Below are 21,447 nucleotides of genomic sequence, written 5' to 3'. Positions count from 1 at the left end.
GATCTGACGACCCATCAGATACCGGCTAAGGGGCAGGCAATGGCCGTCACCACCGAGAGCGGGACCGGACCCGGACCGGGCACCAGGGACATCCCCAAAGTCATCAGCGTGGACGATCACGTGATCGAACCCGCGCACCTCTTCGAGACCTGGCTCCCGGCGAAGTACCGGGACAGGGGGCCGAAACCGCTCACCGCCGGTATCGGGGACCTCGCGTACGTCGGCGGGAAGTACCGGTTCACCACCGATCCGGAAGGGCAGCTCACGGACTGGTGGGAGTACGAGGGCGAGCTCTTCCCGTACAAGCGGATCATCGCGGCCGTCGGGTTCTCGCGGGACGAGATGACCCTCGACGGGATCACCCGCGAGCAGATGCGGCGGGGCTGCTGGGATCCCAAGGCGCGGCTGGAGGACATGGACATCAACCATGTCGAGGCCTCCCTGTGCTTCCCTACCTTCCCCCGTTTCTGCGGGCAGACCTTCGCCGAGGCCAAGGACAAGGAGGTCGGGCTCGCCTGTGTGCGGGCCTACAACGACTGGATGGTCGAGGAGTGGTGCGGGGACAGCGGCGGCCGGCTGATCCCGCTGTGTCTCATTCCGCTGTGGGACGTCGGGCTGGCCGTCCAGGAGATCCGGCGCAACGCCCAACGGGGCGTCAGGGCCGTCACGTTCAGCGAGATCCCGACCTATCTGGGGCTGCCGTCGATCCACTCCGGCTACTGGGACCCGTTCTTCGCCGCGTGCGAGGAGACCGGGACGGTCGTCAACATGCACATCGGCAGCAGTTCGCAGATGCCGGCCGCCTCGCCGGACGCGCCGCCCGCCGTGCAGGCGTCGCTGAGCTTCAACAACGCCATGGCCTCGATGATGGACTTCCTGTTCTCCGGGGTCCTGGTGAAGTTCCCGCGGCTCAAACTGGCGTACAGCGAGGGCCAGATGGGCTGGATCCCGTACGCCCTGGAACGCGCCGACGACGTCTGGGAGGAGCACCGGGCCTGGGGCGGGGTCAAGGACCTGATCCCGGAACCGCCGTCGACGTACTACTACCGGCAGATCTTCTGCTGCTTCTTCCGCGACCGGCACGGCATCGAGGCCATCGAGACCGTCGGCGTCGACAACGCGACCTTCGAGACCGACTACCCGCACGTCGACTCGACCTGGCCGCACACCAAGAAGGTCGCCGAGGAGCATGTGGCCGGGCTGTCCGCGGAGGTGACCTACAAGCTGCTGCGGGGGAACGCGATCCGGATGCTGGACCTCGATTTCGACAGGTAGTCCGGCGCCCGGCAGCCGTGTCAGTGGCTCCAGTCGAGGGCGGCCAGCGCCCGCGCCCGCGCCTCCGTCACGGCTATTCGGGCCGCCCGCTCCGCCGTGTCCACATGCGCCGCCTGCCCGGTCACCTGGCCCTCCCACTTCCGGTAGAGGAGACCGGGCTCGGCGATGAACCAGCCGCGGCTCACCGCGTCCAGGGCCAGCAGCAGGCCGGTGTCCTCGGAGGCGGGCAGGGCCATCCAGCCGCCGAGGGCGAGCAGCAGCTCACGGCGGACGAAGAGGGTTCCCGGGACGACCAGCGGGAGGGCGTGGGCCTTCCAGTGCGCGAGCAGCGCGCCGGGCGGGAGGAGGCCCTCGTCCGGGTCGCCGGGGAAGCCGACCGTGGAGCCGTCGGGGAGCCGGTCCAGGGCGCGGCAGGTCACCCAGCCGAGCGCGGGATCGGCCTCCAGCACGGCCAGGTCCCGGGCGAGCGCGCCCGGAGTGAGCAGGTCGTCGGCGTCCAGCACCTTCACGTACGGCCCCGTCGCGTGCGCGAGTGCGACGGTCCGGGCGACGCCGGGCCCGCCGGCGCGGCCCTGACGGAAGGTCACACGGGGGTCGTCGGGGACGTACGGGCGTACCTCGTCCGTCTGGCCGTCCTCCTGTATCACCCAGCGCCACTCCCAGCCGCCGGGCAGTTCCTGGGCGCGCACCGAGGCGTAGGCCTCCGGAAGGAAACGGGCGGACGGGGCATGGACGGCCGTGATGATCGTGATGCGCACCGCCTCACCCTAATGCGTGAACCATGCACGGACTGAAGCCCGAACGGTGCACGAAAAAACCCGACCGCTGGCGACGGGGGATGCACCAGCGGTCGGGCTATGGCCAACAGTAACAAGGCCGCAGGAACGACGGGAGCGGACTCCTCCGCTGCGGGGAGAAGTTGTGAGCGGGATCACGTCATACGCCTCAGTCGCACGGAGGATCGTACGAGAGCCGCGGCAGGTACTCCTTCCATGCCTGGCGGGTCAGGACGTTCGAGGTCGTGGCGCAGATGCGGCTGATCGCGTCGTCGACGTCCAGGTCCCACAGCCGGACGGTGTCCGCGCCGCTGGAGACCCCGAGCATGCGGCTGTCGGGGCTGTAGGAGAGGAAGCTGCCGGTCTTGGCGCTGGGGCTCATCGACTGCCCTATCGGGGCGGCCGCGGCCGGGTCGGCCACGTCCCAGAGCCGGACCGTGTTGTCGTTGCCGCCGCTGGCCAGGGTGGAGCCGTCGCTGCTGTACGTCAGCGACACGACCGCCTCGGTGTGCCCGGTGAGCGCGGCGCCCGTCCGTGCGGCGTGCGCGGGGTCGGCCACGTTCCACAGCCGGACCGTGTCGTCGTCGCCGCCACTGGCCAGGGTGTGCCCGTCCGGGCTGAAGACCAGCACGTTGACGGGCCCGGTGTGTCCGGTGAGGGGCTTGCCGAGCGGGGCCGGACGGGCCGGGTCCGTCACCTTCCACAGCCGGATCGTGCCGTCCGCGCTGCCACTGGCCAGGGTCCGGCCGTCCGGGCTGAAGACGAGGGCGTCGATGTACCCCTTGTGTCCGGCGATCGGGCCGTGGGAGGCCGGGTGGGCCGGGTCGGTGACGTCCCACAGCTGGAGGCTGCGGTCGTCGTACGCGGTGGCCAGGGTGCGCCCGTCCGGGCTGAACGCCAGTGCCGCCGGGCCCATGAACCGGGAGCGCAGGACGAGTTCAGGACCGTAGGGCACGGGGTGGGCCGGGTCGCTGACGTTCCACAGGTGGACCCGGCCGGTGGTGAGCACGGCGAGGGTGCGGCCGTCGGGGGAGAACAGCACCTGGGAGTCCGGGGAGCGGGTCTCGGGGGTGAACGGCCGGCCGAGGGCCACGGGCCGGGCCGGGTCCGCCACGTTCCACAGCCGGATACGGCCGTCCCGCCCGGCCGTGGCCAGCACCTTGCCGTCCCGCCGGAACGCCCCGCTGCCGCCCACCACGTCTCCCGTCGGGATCGACCACAGCCGCACCTTGCTGTCGCCGCTGCCGGTGGCGAGCGTCCGGCCGTCGGGGCTGAAGCCCAGCGCGTACATCTCACCGCTGCTCCCGGCGAGGGGCTCGCCGATCTGCGAGGGGTACGCCGGGTCGGTCACGTTCCACAGGCTCGCCGTGCTGTCCGCGCTGGCGGCGGCGAGCATGGTCCCGGCGGAGTTGAAGGCCACGGACCAGATGGGACCGGTGTGACCGGTGAGGGCCGAGCCGATCGCGCTCGGCCGCCCGGGGTCGCTCACGTCCCACAGCCGTACGGTGTCGTCGGCGCTGCCACTGGCCAGGGTCCGGCCGTCCGGGCTGAAGGCGACGGAGTGCACCAGGGCGGTGTGGCCGCTCAGCGGGGTCCCGTACCGCTGCGGACGACGCGGGTCGGTGACGTTCCACAGCCGGACCGTGGTGTCGTCGCCCCCCGCGGCCAGCGTGCGCCCGTCGGGGCTCCACGCCACGGACCGCACGGCGGCCCCGGCACCCGTGAGTTCGGTGGGAGGCCGTTCCCGGTCACGCATGTCCCACAGGCGTACGGTCCTGTCCTCACCGGCGGAGGCCAGGGTGCGCCCGTCCGGGCTGAACGCGATCAGGTAGATCGTGCCACGATGGCCGGTCAGGGGAGCGCCGAGAGGGGTGGGGCGCCGGGGGTCCCTCAGGTCCCAGAGCCGGATCCGCCCGTCGTCGCCGGCACTGGCCAGTGTCCTGCCGTCCGGGCTGAAGACCGCGCTGCTCACCCAGCTCGTGCCGCCGGCGAGGGGTGCGCCCAGCGGCTTGGGGTGACTGCGGTCGGCGACGTCCCACAGCCGTACGGTCCGGTCGTAGCTCGCGGTGGCGAGGAGCTTGCCGTCCGGGCTGAACGAGGTGAGGTAGACGGCTCCGGTGTGGCCGGTGAGCGGGGTGGCCAGGGGCGCGTTGACGATGGAGATCAGCCGGGTGTTGGTGCCCTCGTCGTCGGGCCTGAGGTCGTGCGCGACCAGGTCGATCCGGGCGGACAGCGAGGGGTCCGTGTACTGGACGCGGTCCGCCTCCGCGACGACCTGCTCGAACACGGCGTCGTTGCGCTGCTGCCAGGCCACCACCGCCGAACCCACGGCCACCATCGCGAGGACGACCAGCGCCGACACCGCGCCCCGGGCGATCAGGACGGTACGCCGGCGCAGCCGGACCGAGGCCGCCAGGAACTCCACCGCGCTGCGGGTCAGATAGGTGTCCCCGGCGGACTTCGCCCAGGCGCGCGCCTGTTCCAGCCGTGAGCCCCGGTACAGCAGCGAGGTGTCGCGGTTCGAGCCCTCCCAGAAGCGGCCGTCCTCCTCGATGCGCTGGCGCAGCAGATGGTCGCTGCGGTCCTCGTCGATCCACTCGCGCAGCCGCGGCCACGCCGTCAGCAGCGCCTCGTGGGTGATCTCCACCGTCTCCGCGTCCAGCGTCACCAGCCGGGCGCGCACCAGCGCCTCGAGGGACTCCTCGGTCTTGTCGGGGTCCGTCGACTCGGCGGCCAGCTGGCGCCGGATGCCGCGTCGGCGGGTGGCCTGGGTGTCCTCGCCGAGGCGCACCAGGCGCAGCAGGAGCAGCCGGGCCGCCGTGCGCGCCGCCGGGTCCAGCCCCGACCAGGCCCGCTCGGCGGTCGCCGCCACCGCGCCCTGGATACCCCCGGCCGCGCGGTAGCCGGCCACGGTCAACCGGCCCGCCTTGCGCCGCTGCCAGGTCGCGAGCAGGGCGTGCGAGAGCAGCGGCAGTACGCCCGCGTCGTGCTCCCCCCTGGTCCGGAAGGCAGGGGAGGCGCCCCCACCGCGCGGACCGTCGGCGCCGACCTCGCGCAGGATCAGCTCCGCGAGGCCCGGCTCCAGCTCCAGGCCCACGGCCCGGGCCGGGCCGGTCACGGCCTCGCGCAGTTCCCCTACGGTGAGCGGCCCGAGCACCATGTGCCGGTGCTGGAGCGCGTCGGCCAGCTCGGGATGGTCCAGGCAGCGCTCGTAGAAGTCGGCGCGGATGCCGAGGAGGACCAGGGCGGGCGCGGGCTTCCCCGGGTCGGCCGGTGTGCACGCGGCGTGCAGCAGCCGGACGAAGGTACGCCGGACCGTCTCGTCCGCGCAGAGCGTGAACGCCTCCTCGAACTGGTCGACGATCACGACGGGCCGGGCGGCGGCCGCCTCGCGCTGAGCCCACGAGGAGACCGCTTCCCGGACGGCGTCCGCGAATTCGGGGGGATGGTCGATGTCCGGCCCCTCGGCCCGCGCGGCGGAGACGACGGGCTCCAGCTCGGGTATCCGGGCGGTCAGTTCCGTGAGCGGATCGGCGCCCGGCACGAGCTGGAGGATCGTACGGCCGCCCGCCCCGCCGTCACCGTCGAGCGCGCCCTCCTTGAGGGCGGTCACCAGACCGGCGTTGAGCAACGAGGACTTGCCCGCGCCCGAGGCCCCCACGAGCATCACGAGGCCGCCGGTGCCGGTCGCGGAGGCGAGCAGCCCGAGGAGGGTCTCCGTGCTCCGTTCCCGGCCGAAGAACCATCGGGCGTCCTCCTGCCGGTAGGAGGCCAGACCCCGGTACGGGCAGACCCCGGCGGGGGCCTCCGGCTGGGGGCCTTCGTCCTCGTCCGGCGCCAGCGCGCGCTCCCACAGCCGCTGCCACTGGGCCAGGTCGTACAGACCGGCCGAGACGGGGGTGGGACTGATCCGCCGGGCTTCGGGAATGAGGATGTGCAGCACGGCCGCGAGAGCGGTGAACTGAGCGGGCACGTTCCGGGCCCGCCGCCAGTCGCTGATCCGCTGCGCGGACACCCGGACGGGCCGACCGCGCTCGTCCACACGCTGGAGTCGGCCGACTCCCTCGGAGACCCGCTTGAGGGGCGGGTTCCCTGCCTCTCTGTACAACAGTGCGAGACGCTCCGCGAAGGCCGTGCGTGCTCCTGAGTCGGAGCTCAAGGTCTTCCACCCCTTACTTCCCTCGCGGCTGAATCCGGACCGGAAAAGTCACTTTATACGGCTGACCTGCGGTGACGCACTGCCCTCAGTACCGGAATCTCCTCGTACGGGCCACCTGGCTGGCAGGATCATGACCCACGGCGCAGCCAACGGCGGCGCCAGGACAGGCCACCAGCCCGGCGCCCCGTATGCCAACCAGCGCGCCGTACGTTCTCGGCCACACTGCCCACGGTCACCCACTTCCTCCGGTACCGGTCCCCACGAGGGGAGGGACCGGTACCGGACGAAGCGGGACATCGCTGATGCCGCCTCTACACTTGGTCCGGGGGTTCGAAGTGATCTTCGAGTGATCTTCAAGCGATTCGACGTGATCGGTTCGGTTGCCCCGGGAGGACGGGCGGGAGGACGGGAGATGGCGGTGGCGAAGGTCGTCGGCGGTTTCCAGGACCCGTCGGCGGAGGTGCTCGCCGAGGCGGCCGCCGTGTTCGGACTCCTCGCCTCCTCCGCCCGGCTCCACATCATGTGGGCCCTGTCCCAGGGGGAGAGCGACGTCACCCACCTCGCCGACCGGGTCGGCGGGGCGCTGCCCGCGGTCAGCCAGCACCTGGCGAAACTGAAACTCGCCGGGCTGGTCCGTTCCCGCCGCGAGGGCCGCCGGCAGATCTACTACGTCGACGACGCCGACATCGTCACCGTCGTCCGCGTCATGGTCGGCCAGCTCACCGCCCGGGACACCTCGTCCGTCCCCGCGGGCCGACTGCGCGAGGCCGGTGTCTGAGGAGGCGGGGGCGCGGGGGGCGCCGCCCGGGGTGTCGGACGGGGCGGGGGGTGGGGGTGCGGTTTCGGGTGGGGTGGGTTCGGTGCCGGGTGCCGGGGGTGGGCTCCTGCGCGCTCTGCCTTCCGCGGCTGGTGCGAACGCGAACGCGGACGCGGACGTGGGCCGAGCCGAGGTCGACCCCGGTGCCCCTTTCGGCCCCCGCACTCCTTCCGGCCCCCGCACTCCTTCCGGCCCCCGCCCGGACACGCCCGCCGCGAGCCTCCCCGAACCCGCCGCGAGCCTCCTCGAAGTCCTCCGTCGGCTGGACAGCAGCCCGCGCGGGCTGAGCGAGGCGCAGGCGGGGGAGCGGTTGGCGCGGTGTGGGGAGAACACGGTTCCGGATGCCCGGTACCCCTCCTGGCCGCGCCTGTTCGCCCGGAGTCTGCGTGATCCGTTCACCGCGGTGCTGCTCTGTCTGGGACTGGTGTCGGCCGCCGTCCTCGCCTGGGGCACCGCCTCGGTGATCCTCCTGCTGGTCGTCGTGAGCTGCCTCCTGCGGGCATCCGGCGAACACCGCGCCGGCCGTTCCACGGCGGCCCTGCGCCGCCTGGTCGCGACCACCGTCACCGTCCAGCGCCGGTCCGGCGAGGACACGCCCCCGGTCACCCGTGAGATCCCGGTCGAGGAACTCGTCCCCGGCGACGTCGTACGGCTCGGCCCCGGCGACCTGATCCCCGCGGACGTACGCCTGCTGCGGGCGACCGGACTCACCGTCCACCAGGCCGCGCTCACCGGAGAATCCGCGCCGGTGGAGAAGTCGACGGCCGGGGCCCCGGGCGAGGGCGGCGGACTCCAGGACCCCCGGCTCTGCTTCCAGGGAAGCAACGTCGCCTCGGGCAGCGCCACCGCCGTGGTCACCGCGACCGGCGGCGACACCCGTTTCGCCGCCGCCCACCGCGGCACCGGAAAACCCCCGGCGACCACCTTCGAACGTTCCGTGCGGGGCGTCTCCTGGATCCTGATCCGCTTCGCCCTGCTGACCCCGCCCCTGGTGCTCATGGCCAACGCCGCCCTGCGCGGCCGCGGTCTGGAGACCCTCCCCTTCGCCGTCGCGGTGGCGGTCGGGCTGACCCCCGAGATGCTGCCGGTCCTCATCACCACCTGCCTGGCCCGCGGCGCGGCCCTCCTCGCCCGTACCCACGGCGTCATCGTGCGACGGCTGCCCGCCCTGCACGACATCGGCGCCATGGACGTCCTGTGCGTGGACAAGACCGGCACCCTCACCCAGGACCGCCCGGTCGTCCACCGCGCACTTGACGCCGAGGGCCGCGACGACCCCGACGTACTGCGCTGGGCGGCCGCCGCCGCCTGGTGGTCGCTCCAGCTCGCCGACCTCCCGGCCCCGGACGCCCTGGACGAGGCCCTGCTCACCGCCGCCGACGAGGACGCCCTCACGGCGTACGAAGGGCTCACGGCCCTCCCCTTCGACCCGGCCCGCCGCCTGGCCACCGTGGTCGTCCGCACCCCCGGCCGGCTGGGCACCCAGACCCTGATCACCAAGGGCGCCGCCGAGGCCGTACTCGAACGCTGCTCGCTCTCCGACGACGAGCGCTCCCGGCTGCTCGAGCTGGCCGAGGCGCAGGCCGCGGACGGACTGCGGGTCCTAGCGGTCGCCACCGCCGAACGCCCCGCCGGAACCCGCACCACCGGCCCTCGCCCCGACGAACGCGGCCTCACCTTCCGCGGCCTGGTCACCCTGAGGGACGAGCTCGCCCCCACCGCCGCCGAGGCCCTCGACCGGCTCGCCGGACGGGGCGTCACCGTCAAGGTCCTCACCGGCGACCACCCGGGCACCGCGGCCCGGGCCTGCCGTGACCTGGGGATCCCGGTGGCCGGCGTCCTCACCGCCGACCGCCTCGACACCCTCACCGACCCCGAACTCACCGAACTGGCCCGCCGTACGACCGTCTTCGCCCGCTGCACCCCCGAGCACAAGACCCGTATCACCCGGGCCCTGCAGGCCGGCGGCCACACGGTGGGCTTCCTCGGCGACGGCGTCAACGACCTGGCCGCCCTCCGCACCGCCGACGTGGGCATCGCCCCACGCGACGCGGCCGGAGTGACCAGGGAGAACGCGGACCTCGTTCTCGTCGGCAAGGACCTCACCGCGATCGACCACGCGGTCGCCGCCGGCCGTCACGCGGGCGGCAACATCGCCACGTACCTGCGCATCACGCTCTCCTCCAACCTCGGCAACGTGATCGCGATGCTCTCCGCGGGCCTCCTCCTGCCCTTCCTGCCGATGCTCCCGGCCCAGGTCCTCGTCCAGAACCTGTGCTTCGACGCGGCCCAGCTCGCCTTCGCCTACGACCGTCCCGCCCCGTCCGCACTGCGCCGGCCGACCGTCCTGGACCCCCGGGCGCTGCTCCGGTTCATCGTCGGGTTCGGCGCCCTGAACGCCGTGGCGGACCTGGCGACCTTCGGTGTCCTGGCCTTCGCCCTGCGGGGCCCCGGCGACGACGAGGCGCTGTTCCACTCGGGCTGGTTCACGGAGAACCTGCTGACGCAGGCCGTGGTGATGGTGCTGCTGTCGCTGGGGTCGCTGGGACCTCCAGGCTCTCCGGGTTCGCTCGGCAGGGGTGGTCGGCGGCCGGGCCCGGTGATCTGGTCGGCCGCCGCACTGGCCGCGACCGGTCTGCTCCTGCCCGCCTCCCCGCCGGGCGCGGCCCTCGGTCTGAGCGCCCTGCCCGGCGTGTACTACGGACTGCTCGCGGCCGTCCTGGCCCTGTACGCCGTAGGACTGCTCGCGGCCAGGGCACGGCACGAGCGCCACGAGCGGAACCGCTCAGGTACGCGACCCCGCAACTGACCGGGTCAGGGGCAGGCGATGTCGAAGCCGTACCGCAGGGGTTCGTCCGTCACCCCGTGATCCAGGCGGTAGACGTAGACGCCCTCCACCCGCACCCCGGACGGCGCACCCTCCGCCCGGCAGGGATACGACACCTGTACGACCCGGGGCCGGTCCGCGACCTTGACCCGCATCCCGTCGGCCGGCCCGCCGTCGAGGACGGCGACTTCCCACCCGGTCACGTCGGCCGTCTCCACTGTCTCCGCTGCGTCCACGGCGACAGTTTAGAGCTTGCGCAATCGTCCCGGGGTCTCGTCTTCCGGGAGCTCCTCTTCCGGGGTCTTCTGGTCCCGGCCGGTGCTCACCGGAGGTCGTCACCCAGCGTTCTCCAGTTCCGGGCGCCGGGTGGGCGGAGTGTCGGCGGGCACGTGCCTCACGGTCACGTCCTCGGTCGCGGCCACCCCGCCCCCGCGCCGGGTCATCCCGACCCCCACCAGGACCACGGCCATGCCCAGGACGACCCGGACGCTGAGGTGCTCGCCCAGGACGACCGCGCCGAGGAGGACGGAGACCACGGGCAGCAGATAGCCGACGACGGCGGCGTTGGTGGCGCCCTCGTCGTTGATGATCCGGTAGGTGAGGTGGAAGGTGATCGCGGTGCAGAAGACGCTGAGGACCAGGGCCGCGACCACGACCGCCGGGCCGGGATCGATCGACTCCAGGCCGCCGACGGGCATCGCGACGGCGGTCAGCCCGCTCGCGGCGACGAGCTGCGCGGCGGAGAGCGAGACGGTGGGGGTGCCCCTGCGCACCAGGGTGCGGCCCATGTAGGTGAACGCGACGGCGTAGCTGGCGGCCCCGCCGAGGATGGCGAGGGCTCCCCAGCCGGTGGCCCCTGCCGACCGCCACGGGGCGAGGACGAGAATCGTGCCGGCGAAGCCGAGCAGCAGCCCCGCCAGCCGGACCGGGCGCAGTCCGCGTTCCGAGCCGAGGGCCAGACCGAGGGCGATCGACCACAGCGGGGTCGTGGCGTTCAGGGCCCCGGCGAGACCGGAGTCGACCGTCTGCTGGCCCAGGCTGAACAGGGCGAAGGGCAGCGCGTTGCAGAAGAAGGCGGCGACGACGATGTGACGCCAGACGGTGCGGCCACGGGGCAGGCGCCGCCCCGACGCGTAGCAGGCGACGGTGAGGACGAGCGCGCCGAGGAGACAGCGGACGAACGTCACCTGGAGCGGCGAGAGCCCGCGCAGCGCCAGTTCGATCCAGAGGAAGGTCGAGCCCCACAGCAGAGCGAGCACGCCCACCCGCACTCCGCCCCGCAGATTCCGCATCCGGCTGTTCACCCTGCATCCCTCCACCTGTCCTGGTGGTTCGACGATGCCCCACCGGAACTGTGAGAACAAGCAAACAATCGAACCGGATCCATTAAGCTGCGCTACATGCTTGATGTGAGGCGCCTCCAGGTGTTGCGAGCGGTGGTCACCAGCGGCACGGTCACCGCGGCCGCGGCCCACCTCGGCTATACGCCGTCCGCCGTCAGCCAGCAGGTGGCGGCGCTGGAGAAACAGGCGGGCACCGCCCTGCTCGAACGCGTCGGACGCGGGGTACGGCCCACCCCCGCAGGTCTGCTGCTCACCGAGCACGCGGCCCTGATCAGCTCGGCCCTCGCCCAGGCGGAGACCGCCCTCGCCGACCTCCGCGCCGGACGCATCGGCACACTGTCGGTCCGTTACTTCGCCACGGCGGGCTCCACCCTGGTGGCCCCGGCCCTGGCCCGCCTGCGCGCGGAACACCCCGGCGTACGGGTCGACCTCCAGCTCGGCGACCCGGAGGACCCGTTCCAGGACGTGGTCCGCGGCCGGGCCGACCTGGCCGTCTTCGTCGGAGCGCGGGACCGGGCCGGGGACGGCTTCCGCCTCGTCCCCCTCCTCGACGACCCCTACGCGGCCGTTCTGCCGCTGGGCCACCCCCTCGCGGACAGGGAGGTCATCGACCTGCACGAACTGTCCACCGAGCAGTGGGTGGGCAGCGAACCGCCGGGCCCCTGTCTGGAACCGGTCCTCGACTCCTGCGCGGCGGCGGGCTTCACCCCCGACTTCGTCCTCCACAGCGAGGACTACGCCACCGCCCAGGGCTTCGTCGCGGCCGGCCTGGGCGTCGGCCTCATGCCGAGCCTGGGCCTGCGCACCCGCCACCCCGGCGTCGCCGTACGACCGGTCCGCAACCCCGAACCGATCCGAACCATCTCAGCGGCAGCCCGCGAAACAGCCCTGGACCAGCCGGCCCTCCAAACCCTGCTGACGGCACTGCGCGAGGCGGCCGCCACCACGGAACCAGCCGAAGGGCCTGTCACAGCTCTGTAGTTCAGGAACGGAGGCTCTTGCGGCGGGCGCGGAATGTGTACGTGGTGCCGTCCGCGTTCGTGTGGTAGCCCCAGCCGCCGGTGACCGCCAGCTCCCAACCGTGCTGCTCTCGCATCTGCTCAGCGAAGGTGCGGCGGTCCTTGACGGAACATCCGCAGGCGAGGCGTAGATCAATGGTCACGTACTGGCTGCGGGGATTCTCCTCACGGTCCGCCAGGCTCCAACGGACGTCGTGGACGTGGTCGGCGAGACCGGTTCGCTCCTCGTCGTGGACGATGCCGTGGGCCCGTGCGAACTCGTCCAGGTCGTCGATGGCGAAGAGGTCGCTTCGCCATTGTCCGGGCCAGACGGCGAAGAGCCGGGACGCTCCGGCGACCGCCCGTCGATGGGCATCGGGCCCCGCGCCCTGGGTGACCCGGCCGTCCTCGTGGCCTTCGATGTAACACGTGGTGTCCAACGTGTACGGGAAGTCCCTCCCGGCGGCGGCAGCGCTTCTCGGTTCCATGGCCCCCCGTCCCACGGTGATCGTGAGGCCACGCTACGGCAGGGCGCGGGGCGGCGCCGAAGCCTTCCTGAGTCTGTCCGTCGCGGCCAGGATCCGGGACTCGCCCTGCTCCTGGGTTTCAAGCAGTAATCCCCGCTCTGAACGAGCAGAAATGGTTCGTCAGCAAGCTGACCAACCCTCATGCAAGAGCGAGATCAGCGGCCTTGCGGGCAAGATGTTGATCTTGCTAACCTCGCGTCGATCTTGTAAGTGAATCGACGCATCGTCAATTCTCGCCCTTCCGATGATTGAGGTCGCGCGGATGCAGCTGCGCATCGAACTTCGCCCGACGACCGGCGCCTCGGGGGGCCGTGCCCTCGGGCCAGCGGAAACGGTCGTGGCTCTGGCAGCCCTGGTCCACCGCTTCTCGGGACACGATCTCAGCGTGCAGGGCCACCGGTCGGAGGATCTGCTCTTCCCCGCGCCGTTGCTTGTCGACGCCGACCTCATGGCCTGCTCACTGGCGGAGAGCCTCACGCGAGCCGAGCTCCGCCCCCTCGAAGACAGGGCACCCGACGTCACCGTCACGGTCGACGCGGTGCCGGGCAACGGATCCGTGGCAGTCGTCGAACTGGCTGAATACCTGGCGGTCGATGGTCTGGGCAACTCGGTCGCGAGGGCGGTCCAACACTTTGCCGAGGAGATCGCACGGCTGCCCCACCTTCCTCTGAGCGAAATCAGCACAGTCGCTCCCCATGAGGAGAAACGGTTGCTGGCGCTGTCGGGTGATCAGTGGGACGACACCGCATCGCTTCCTCTCGTGCATCAACTGGTGGAGTATCAGGCCCTGTTGAGGCCCGATTCCAGCGCCGTGAGCGACGGCACGCGAGAACTCACCTATGCGGAGCTTCATTCCGCTGCCGTCCGCGCCTCACAGCGCCTTCGCGCCGCAGGAATCAGGTCCGGATCGCTGGTCGGTCTGATGACCGAGCGAAGCCTCGATGCGATCGTCGCGTTGCTCGCCGTGGCGATGGCGGGGGCGGCCTCTGTGCCGCTCGATCCTTCCTACCCGGCAGCACGTTTGCACATCATGCTGGACGATCCCCGGATCGCTGCCGTGGTCTACAGCGGCGAACCGGTTGTTTCCGCTCCAGCAGGCACTGCCATGCTGCCGCTGGCAGAGCTCACCGACCAGGCCGATCCCGGATCCGCCCCTCGGGACGCCGAACCCGGGCACGTCGAAGCTCCCGAAGACGCGCTCTTCACACTCGTGTTCACCTCAGGCTCCACGGGCGTTCCCAAGGGGGTGGAGATCACGCATCGCGGTGTCGCCCGGCTGGTCACGGACGAACAGTGCACCGGCTTCGCGGCTGATGACGTCGTGCTGCAATACGCGCCGCTGACCTTCGACGCCTGTTTCCTGGAGATCTGGGGAGCACTGGCACGTGGAGCCCGGTTGGAGCTGGCCCCGCCGGGACCGCTGGGGCTTGCTGAACTCGCTGAGGTGATCGAAGAGCGAGGAGTCACCGTCCTCTGGCTCACCTCCGGCCTTTTCCATCAGATCGCCGAGTACGAGGCGGACTGCCTGCGTGAGGTGCGCCGGCTCTTCGTCGGTGGTGACGTCGTATCGCCTCATCACGTCGATCGGATCGCGCGCATGTGGCCGCACCTGGAACTGGTCAACGGATACGGCCCGACGGAGAACACCACGTTCACCTGCTTTCACCCCATCAACCACGACGGACCGACGGATCTGCGCACCAGTGTCCCGATCGGCCGCCCCGTCGCCCGGACCTGCGTCCATGTGCTGGACCGGTACGGGCAGCCGGTGCCCCCAGGAGTCCCCGGCGAACTGTGGGTCTCGGGCGAGGGCCTGGCCCGCGGTTACGCGCTGCGTCCGGACCTGACAGCGGAGCGCTTCGTGACTCCGCAGGAGGGGCCCCTGCGCGGAGTACGGATGTACCGGACGGGAGATCGCGTCAGGTTCCTCGCCGACGGTGCCCTGGAATTCCTGGGACGCACCGACTTGCAGGTCAAGGTCAACGGGTTCCGCATCGAGTTGCCGGAGATCGAGTCGGCTCTGCTCGCCTGCGACGGGGTCCGCCAGGCGTGTGTGATCGTGGAACAGGACGCCGTCGGCGGAAAGCGGCTGGCTTCCTATGTGGTTGCCGAGGACACGGACGGGCGGTTGGGGCTGGAGCTGCGAAAGGCCCTGCGCGCGCAATTGCCGCACTACATGGTGCCGACTCGTTACACGGTGCTCGACGAGTTGCCGCTGACCCACAACGGCAAGGTCGACCGTGCTCGCCTCGCCGCCACTCCATCGAACAAGGACTGAATCACCTATGACCATCCCCGCCACGGGCGTCCGCGAAGCAGTCGTCGCGATCTGGACCGAGATCCTGGGTACCGAGGTGACCCCGGACGCGGATTTCTTCCTCCTCGGAGGGCACTCTCTGCTGGCGACGCGGATGATCGCACGCGTCGAACAGACTCTGGGTGTGAAGGTACGGCTGCGCGACGTTTTCGATCACGCGGAGCTCGATGATTTCGTCGGGCTGGTGACAGACCTGGCCGCGGCCCAGCCGTAAATCGCCAGAAGGGCTCAGCGGTCGTTCTCTCATGCTTCGTCACGCGATATCGCGAAGCACGGAGAACGACCGCATCCCCTGTTCCGGAAGGAACGGCACTCACCAGGTCGGGGAATCTGTCATGACACGAGGCCGGACGTCGGCCTCAGTGCTGGCCCGGCAGCGAGGTGATCGGGTGCCCGGCGACGTTGTGCGGCTGGTACAGCTCTTCGAGGTAGCTGATCTCTTCGTCCTCCAGCACCACGTCCAACGCGTCGATGGCGTCCTGGAGATGACTCATCTTGCTGGCACCGACAATGGGTGAGGTCACCGTCGGCTTCGACAGCATCCACGCCAGCGCCATCTGCGCCATCGGCACGCCACGCTTGTCGGACAGCTGCTCCAGTCGCTCTACGATCTCGCGATCGCTGTCGCAGTAGAGCATCTTGCCGAACTCGTCGGTCTCGCTGCGGGCGCTGACGACGTCCCACGGGCGGGCGAGCCGCCCCCGCGCCAGCGGGCTCCACGGGATGACGCCGATGCCCTGGTCGGCGCAGAGGGGCAGCATCTCCCGCTCTTCCTCGCGGTAGATCAGGTTGTAGTGGTTCTGCATGGTGCTGAAGCGGGTCCAGCCGTTCGCGTCGGCGACGTACTGGGCCTTGGAGAACTCCCAGGCCCACATCGACGACGCGCCGATGTGCAGTGCCTTGCCGGCCTTCACCACATCGTGCAGGGCCTCCATGGTGACCTCGATCGGCGTCGCCGGGTCCCACCGGTGGATCTGGTAGACGTCGACGTAGTCGGTGCCGAGCCGGCGAAGGCTGTTGTCGATCTCCGTCATGATCGCCTTGCGGGAGAGCCCCACACCGTTGGGTCCCGGCCGCGTCCGCCCGTGAACCTTCGTCGCCAGCACGACCTCATCGCGGTGACCGTATTCGCGCAGGATCTGCCCGACAATCTGCTCGCTGGACCCCGCGGAGTACACATTGGCGGTGTCCACGAAGTTCACGCCGGACTCCAGGGCGTGCAGCATCAAAGGCCGCGCCTGGTCCAGGTCCAAAGTCCAATTGTGGACCCCCTTGCCCGGTGTGCCGAAGCTCAGGGCCCCCAGGCAGATCCGCGACACGTCTATGCCGGTCGAGCCCAGCTTGACGTACTTCAAGATGCTTCCCCTTGATCGGTTCAGAATCAAAACAAAAATGCTCTACCTGCACAGGATATTCCGCCTTTGCAAGCATGATCAGCTTACGTGATCCGAGCGTCAGAATGCAGTGGCAAATTGATCCGCAGAACACTGCCTAAACGCAGCCGAGTGGGCTTTGATGCCCTCTTGGCATAGTTTTACGCACCCGCATGATTGAACGGGAGGAAGGCAGGTGATCGACCGATGCCATGAAATCACGCACAAAAACAACCCGGTGCCGGCGGCGATGCCTAGCCCTGGGCTGCCACCGGTCCTCGCACGCGGGACGCGGTCACCGCCACCAGCAGACCCAGAAGGATGCAGGCCGCGCAGACGAGGAACATCGCCCGGTACCCGGCGGCCTGGGCGATCAGGCCGAGGGAACCGCTGCCGATGGCGACCCCCACCGTGAAGCAGGCGCCGAAGACCGACAGCGCCATGGCGCGCCCGCGCTCGCTGACCGAGCGCACCACGAACACCCCCAGCGCCGGGTAGATCTGCCACATGCCCACGCCGGTGAGTACACCGCCGACCACACCCATGGCCAGCCCGTGCGACAGCCCGACGAGCGCGATTCCCACCGCCTCGACCACGAACAGGGCCACCAGTTCCACCGGCCGCGTGACCTCCCAGCGGATCCACGTACCCGCTATGCGCAACACCACCACGGTCAGGGAGTACGCGGTGACCACGGCCGCTCCGCCGGCGACACCCAGGGCGTCGAACTTCGCGACCGCGAAGCTGGCGACCGCCGCGAAGCCGAACGCGGTGAAGACCAGTGCGACGCTCGGCAGCACGGTGCCCAGGAGCGCCTGGCGCCGATCGACGTCAGCCTTCTCCGTCTTCGGGGGGATACGTACTTCGGGCACGTACACGGCGATCGGGATGACGATCAGGGTGACCAGCCCGGCGATCACGAACGTCTCTGCCGTGCCGGTCCAGCCGGCGAGCAGAGTGCCCAGCGGAGCGCCCAGCCCCAGGGCCAGGTAGTTGACCGTACCGCCCAGCCCCAACGCCCAGTTCTGCCGGTCCTTGGCGACCAGCTGCACCGGCCAGACCCCGGTCGCGGCCTGCATCACTCCCATGCCGACACCCACCACCAGGCGCAGGACCACCAGTTGGCCGATCGACCCGGCCAGCGGGTAGCACACCGTGGCCAGCGCCGTCAGCACCGCGCCGCCGATGGAAAGAGCCCGGGTGCCGAGACGGTTCATCAAAGCGCCCGACACCGGCCGCGACAGCAGCGACGTCACCGCGTAACTGCTGACGACCGCACCGACGTCCGCCGGACCGCCGTGCAGCCGGTCCGTCACGTGACCGGGCAGGATCGGAATCGTCAGGGCGAACGGCAGATAACCGATCCCCGTGGCCAACGAGATCAGCAGTGCGTACCGCAGGGACCTCTTGTCAGTGGTCTCGGCGGCCTCGGAACTCAGCTCAGTCGGCACAGAAACTCTCCCTCCGGCCCAGGCACGGACCGGGAACGGAGCACCCGCTCACCGCCCGTGCCTCGACCCCGATCCCAGACGTACAACCGGCAGCCCACCGAGCCCCCGGGGATACCATCACCCGGCGGCCGGGGAGACGATCTCCGTGACCGCCTCGGTGAACTCGCCCAGGGTCGTCTTCTCGAACATGATCCGCGGGGGTATGCGGTGGCCCAGCGCCTTGCGGATCCGGCCTGCCGCCTGCACTGCGAGCAGCGAATGCCCACCGCGCTCGAAGAAGTCGTCGTCTTCCCGCAGTTCGATACCGCCCAGAAGCTCGGACCACACCCGTACGACCACCTCCCGCACCGGGTCCGAGGCAGGCACCGGGTCAGCGGCAGGCACCGGGTCCGCGGCGGGCGATGCGTGCAGGGCACGCAGGGCCGCGAGATCCACCTTGCCGCGCTCGGTCATCGGCAACCGGTCCACGAACGTGATGACGTTGGGCACCATGTGGCCAGGCAGCCTGGCGCGCAGATGCTCGTGGATCTCATCGCCCGACCGCAGGCCGGCCTCGGCCACCACATACCCGGCCAGGGCCTGCTCCTGCGGCAGGACCACGCAGTCCACGACGTGCGGATGCGTGCGCAGAGCCGACTGCACCTCGCCGATCTCCACCCGGTGCCCGTTGATCTGAACCTGCTCGTCATCCCGGCCCAGGAACTCGAACACGCCCGCGGCATTCTTCAGGACGCGGTCTCCGGAGCGGAACACCCTGCCCAGGTCCGGCAGCCAGGCGAAGCGTTCCGCCGTCAGCGCGGCATCGCCCAGGTAGCCGCGCGCCACGCACGCGCCACCGATCAGCAGCTCCCCGTCCGGCGAAACATGCAGCTCGGCCCCGGTGACACCCAGGCCGATCGGCACATCCGGCCCGGTGTCCGTGCCGGCGTCGAACTCGTGGTACGTGACCGCCACGGCAGCCTCGGTCGGCCCGTACCGGTTGAACACCCGTACCGCCGGCAGCAGTTCGGCGACCCGGCGGGCCGTTGACGTCGGCAGCCGGTCCCCGCCGCTGATCAGGTACCGCAAGCTGCGGGCTTCCCTCAAGCGCGGCTCGTCGAGCAGCAACGGCAGAATCGCCGGGGGGAGCCGGACCGCGGTGATCTCCTGCTCGACCAGCGCGGTGGCGATGGCGAGCGGGTCCAGATGGTCGCCCTCGGCGACCGAGACCACCGTGGCACCCGCCCGGAGCGGCCAGAAGAAGTCGGTCAGCGAGGCGTCGAACGTGTAGGGCGCCACCTGCAACAGCCGGTCACCCGGCCCGAGCGGCAGCCGCTCGGCGAGCCAGTCCAGATGCGGCGTCAGGTTGCGGTGTTCGACGACCACGCCCTTGGGCGCGCCGGACGAGCCCGAGGTGTAGATGACATAAGCGGGATCCTCCGGCGAACCGGCCACGGCCGGTCCGTGCTCCCCGTCCACGTCCCCGTTCGCGTCCACGCCGAGTGCGCGGACACCGTCGTGCCGGAACCGGGCCGCGGTCGCGTCGTGCACCAGCACCGCGGCCGGCGCGCAGTCCGTCAGTATCCGTGCCAGCCGAGGAGCGGGTTCCGCAAGACTCAGCGGCACGAACGCCGCGCCGGCCCGCAGCGCACCCAGCATCGCGACAGCCATGTCGGCCCCGCGCTCCAGGAACAGCGCGACCCGCTCACCAGGACCCGCGCCCGCTGCGGCCAGCCGTCTCGCCAGCCGCCCCGACCGCTCCTCCAGCTCCTGGTAGGTCAGCGACGTGCCGTCACTGTCGAGCCAGGCCGTAGCCGCCTGCGCTCCACCGAGAACCTGGGCGTGCAACAAACCCTCGTCCGACATGCTCATCCCCCGCGGGTGGATCACTCAAAGTCGATCAGTCAAAGACGCTCGATCGGATCACAGCGGAAGAGACCTAGTCAATAAACGATCATCAAAAGCTCCTGGCCGGCCGGTCGTTGGCGGCCTTCGTGTCGCACACGACAACGCCCTGCTCGCAGCCGGGTTGTAACATGATCACAGGTTCGGGGGGATCCCCTGATCGCGCAGGGTTGCACCGCCGTCGAGAACGTCTGTCCGGGGCCGCGTGCCCTTGCGGACCGGCCTGCGGACAGGGTGTCTGCGCAGGCATCTCACGCCGCGAAATGAGGAGAAGGCGCGCTCATGGACTCCGTGTCGAGGATGTCGCCGCCCGATGCCGCCGCCGCAGATGCGCCCCTGGCGATGTCCGCTTTCCAACGCCGCATCTGGCTGGCCGAGTTGATCGATCCTGACGTGCGCAACCACGTGCCGCTCGCCTGGGAGGTGGCGGGCGGCCTGGACCCCGGTCGGCTGCGCGCCGCGCTGGGCCGGCTGGTGGCCGCGCACGAGATACTCCGCACCCGCTTCATCGAAGACGACGACGGGCTGTCGGTGCGGCTGCGCGAACCGTGGCTGCCGGAGCTGGAGGTACTCGACCTGCGCGAGGCTCCCGACGGCATGTTGGACTGGCTGGACGCCTGCGTCCGCCGGCCGTTCGACCTCGAATCCGGACAACTGCTGCGCGCCGCCCTCGGCGAGCTGGGCGATGATCGGCAGGTGCTGCTGCTGTGCCTGCATCACCTGGTCATCGACGGCGAGTCGGTTCCCCTCCTGCTCGCGGAACTCGACCGCCACTACACCACGCCGGACAGGCCGCGACCGGTCGTCCAGTACCGGGAGTTCGCCGCCTTCCAGCAGCGTCAGCGTGATACCGACGCCTGGAACACCGACCTGCTGTACTGGGAGTCCACGCTGCGGGGAGCGTCTCCGGACACACCACTGCCCGTACCGGAGCGACCGGAGCCGAACGGGGCGTTCCAGGTCTCGCTGCCCGCAGGGCTGCTGGGCTCGCTTCAGAAAGTGCAGTCCGAGCGCCGCGTCAGCTGGTTCATGGTGGCCGCCACCGCCCTGGCGGTGACCCTGCACCGGTGGGCCGGCCTGGATGACGTCACCTTCGGTTCCCCGACGGCGAACCGGGACGAGCCCCCTTTCGCCGAACTGCTCGGTCCGTGCCTGAACACCGTGGTGCTGCGCTCCCGGGTGACCTCGGACAGCACGCTGCTGGACGCGTTGATGCAGATGCGCGACCAGGCGCTGGACGCGCTGGAGCACCAGAGCGTCGAGTTCGACGACGTGGTCGCCCGGCTGAAGCCGCCCCGGCGCTTCGGACGCACCCCCTACACCAACGTCACGTTGAACATGAACCTGCTGGACGACCACGCCGCCGATCTGGACGGCACGCGGCTGACGCCGGTTCTGGACGACTCGCTGCGCAGCAACTACGCCAAGTTCGGCCTGACGGTGACGATGGCGCAACGAGACGGCCGGCTGATCGCGCTGATGGCCTATCGCGGAGACCAGCTCAGCGCCTCTCACGCCCAGGAACTGGCTGCCGAGTTCGCCGACGTGCTGACCCGCTTCCCGCAGGCCCTGAACGAGCCGGTCATGTCCCCCGGAACGGGCCGACGTCGGTGAGACGACGGACCATGACGGGGGTCATCGCGCGGGAGGCCGAGGAGACCCGGCGGTGCGCGTAGTCGCGGACTGAGGTTCCCGGGCTG

15 protein-coding genes are annotated in these 21,447 nt (G+C 70.7%); 7 read left to right on the top strand and 8 right to left on the bottom strand.

The window, feature by feature from the left end; all coding sequences use genetic code 11:
- The first annotated feature begins 39 nt into the window (after positions 1-39).
- Complete coding sequence (locus ACFYZ8_RS21435; protein WP_388537642.1) at positions 40-1,275, top strand: amidohydrolase family protein; 1,236 nt, start codon at positions 40-42, stop codon at positions 1,273-1,275.
- A 20-nt stretch (positions 1,276-1,295) separates the two neighbouring features.
- Here ACFYZ8_RS21435 and ACFYZ8_RS21430 read toward each other — a convergent pair whose 3' ends face one another.
- The gene (locus ACFYZ8_RS21430; protein ID WP_359034118.1) at positions 1,296-2,033 is read right to left on the bottom strand and encodes a glycosyltransferase family 2 protein; all 738 of its coding nucleotides are present in this window, start codon (positions 2,031-2,033) and stop codon (positions 1,296-1,298) included.
- A gap of 187 nt (positions 2,034-2,220) precedes the next feature.
- A complete protein-coding gene (locus tag ACFYZ8_RS21425) occupies positions 2,221-6,210 on the bottom strand; it encodes an AAA family ATPase (RefSeq protein ID WP_388537640.1) in 3,990 nt (1,329 codons plus the stop codon).
- Between the two features lie 412 nt (positions 6,211-6,622).
- Here ACFYZ8_RS21425 and ACFYZ8_RS21420 point away from each other — a divergent pair, with 412 nt between their 5' ends.
- Positions 6,623-6,988, top strand: coding sequence for an ArsR/SmtB family transcription factor (locus ACFYZ8_RS21420; RefSeq protein ID WP_388537638.1), 366 nt, complete (start codon positions 6,623-6,625; stop codon positions 6,986-6,988).
- Between the two features lie 157 nt (positions 6,989-7,145).
- The gene (mgtA, locus tag ACFYZ8_RS21415) at positions 7,146-9,836 is read left to right on the top strand and encodes a magnesium-translocating P-type ATPase (protein ID WP_388537637.1); all 2,691 of its coding nucleotides are present in this window, start codon (positions 7,146-7,148) and stop codon (positions 9,834-9,836) included.
- Between the two features lie 5 nt (positions 9,837-9,841).
- Here mgtA and ACFYZ8_RS21410 read toward each other — a convergent pair whose 3' ends face one another.
- Both ACFYZ8_RS21410 and ACFYZ8_RS21405 read right to left on the bottom strand, forming a co-directional pair.
- The gene (locus ACFYZ8_RS21410) at positions 9,842-10,072 is read right to left on the bottom strand and encodes a hypothetical protein (RefSeq protein WP_359034320.1); all 231 of its coding nucleotides are present in this window, start codon (positions 10,070-10,072) and stop codon (positions 9,842-9,844) included.
- Positions 10,073-10,189: 117 nt separating this feature from the next.
- Entirely contained in the window at positions 10,190-11,146 is a 957-nt protein-coding gene (locus ACFYZ8_RS21405; protein WP_359034123.1) for a DMT family transporter, read from the bottom strand.
- Between the two features lie 108 nt (positions 11,147-11,254).
- Between ACFYZ8_RS21405 and ACFYZ8_RS21400 the strand changes: the two genes are divergently transcribed.
- A complete protein-coding gene (locus tag ACFYZ8_RS21400) occupies positions 11,255-12,178 on the top strand; it encodes a LysR family transcriptional regulator (RefSeq protein ID WP_388537635.1) in 924 nt (307 codons plus the stop codon).
- Between the two features lies 1 nt (position 12,179).
- On the opposite strand, the gene ACFYZ8_RS21395 is transcribed toward ACFYZ8_RS21400, so the two are convergent.
- Positions 12,180-12,683 carry a hypothetical protein gene (locus tag ACFYZ8_RS21395; protein ID WP_388537633.1) on the bottom strand — a complete coding sequence of 168 codons (504 nt, stop codon included), beginning with the start codon at positions 12,681-12,683 and terminating at the stop codon, positions 12,180-12,182.
- Positions 12,684-12,984: 301 nt separating this feature from the next.
- Here ACFYZ8_RS21395 and ACFYZ8_RS21390 point away from each other — a divergent pair, with 301 nt between their 5' ends.
- On the top strand, positions 12,985-15,000 hold the full coding sequence (locus tag ACFYZ8_RS21390; RefSeq protein WP_388537631.1) for an amino acid adenylation domain-containing protein: 2,016 nt from the start codon (positions 12,985-12,987) through the stop codon (positions 14,998-15,000).
- A 7-nt stretch (positions 15,001-15,007) separates the two neighbouring features.
- The gene (locus ACFYZ8_RS21385) at positions 15,008-15,253 is read left to right on the top strand and encodes a phosphopantetheine-binding protein (protein WP_359034131.1); all 246 of its coding nucleotides are present in this window, start codon (positions 15,008-15,010) and stop codon (positions 15,251-15,253) included.
- Positions 15,254-15,398: 145 nt separating this feature from the next.
- Here ACFYZ8_RS21385 and ACFYZ8_RS21380 read toward each other — a convergent pair whose 3' ends face one another.
- The 3 genes from ACFYZ8_RS21380 to ACFYZ8_RS21370 all read right to left on the bottom strand — a co-directional run bounded on the left by ACFYZ8_RS21380 (position 15,399) and on the right by ACFYZ8_RS21370 (position 19,708).
- Entirely contained in the window at positions 15,399-16,394 is a 996-nt protein-coding gene (locus ACFYZ8_RS21380; RefSeq protein ID WP_359034133.1) for an aldo/keto reductase, read from the bottom strand.
- A gap of 272 nt (positions 16,395-16,666) precedes the next feature.
- Positions 16,667-17,863, bottom strand: coding sequence for an MFS transporter (locus ACFYZ8_RS21375; RefSeq protein ID WP_359034135.1), 1,197 nt, complete (start codon positions 17,861-17,863; stop codon positions 16,667-16,669).
- A 117-nt stretch (positions 17,864-17,980) separates the two neighbouring features.
- Positions 17,981-19,708, bottom strand: coding sequence for a non-ribosomal peptide synthetase (locus ACFYZ8_RS21370; RefSeq protein ID WP_388537628.1), 1,728 nt, complete (start codon positions 19,706-19,708; stop codon positions 17,981-17,983).
- Between the two features lie 321 nt (positions 19,709-20,029).
- On the opposite strand from ACFYZ8_RS21370, the gene ACFYZ8_RS21365 reads away from it, so the two are divergent.
- On the top strand, positions 20,030-21,361 hold the full coding sequence (locus ACFYZ8_RS21365) for a condensation domain-containing protein (RefSeq protein ID WP_389050072.1): 1,332 nt from the start codon (positions 20,030-20,032) through the stop codon (positions 21,359-21,361).
- Positions 21,362-21,447 lie beyond the last annotated feature (86 nt).

The sequence above is a fragment of the Streptomyces sp. NPDC001668 genome (assembly GCF_042893155.1).
Classification (GTDB): Bacteria; Actinomycetota; Actinomycetes; order Streptomycetales; family Streptomycetaceae; genus Streptomyces.
Note: the sequence above shows the minus strand (reverse complement) of the source record. Positions and strands in the feature narration are given on the sequence as shown.

Coding starts and splice junctions, on each gene's coding strand:
- ACFYZ8_RS21435 (WP_388537642.1), top strand. CDS start 40: ATGGCCGTCACCACCGAGAGCGGGACCGGACCCGGACCGGGCACCAGG.
- ACFYZ8_RS21420 (WP_388537638.1), top strand. CDS start 6,623: ATGGCGGTGGCGAAGGTCGTCGGCGGTTTCCAGGACCCGTCGGCGGAG.
- ACFYZ8_RS21405 (WP_359034123.1), bottom strand. CDS start 11,146: ATGCGGAATCTGCGGGGCGGAGTGCGGGTGGGCGTGCTCGCTCTGCTG.
- ACFYZ8_RS21400 (WP_388537635.1), top strand. CDS start 11,255: ATGCTTGATGTGAGGCGCCTCCAGGTGTTGCGAGCGGTGGTCACCAGC.
- ACFYZ8_RS21395 (WP_388537633.1), bottom strand. CDS start 12,683: ATGGAACCGAGAAGCGCTGCCGCCGCCGGGAGGGACTTCCCGTACACG.
- ACFYZ8_RS21390 (WP_388537631.1), top strand. CDS start 12,985: ATGCAGCTGCGCATCGAACTTCGCCCGACGACCGGCGCCTCGGGGGGC.
- ACFYZ8_RS21385 (WP_359034131.1), top strand. CDS start 15,008: ATGACCATCCCCGCCACGGGCGTCCGCGAAGCAGTCGTCGCGATCTGG.
- ACFYZ8_RS21370 (WP_388537628.1), bottom strand. CDS start 19,708: ATGTCGGACGAGGGTTTGTTGCACGCCCAGGTTCTCGGTGGAGCGCAG.
- ACFYZ8_RS21365 (WP_389050072.1), top strand. CDS start 20,030: ATGGACTCCGTGTCGAGGATGTCGCCGCCCGATGCCGCCGCCGCAGAT.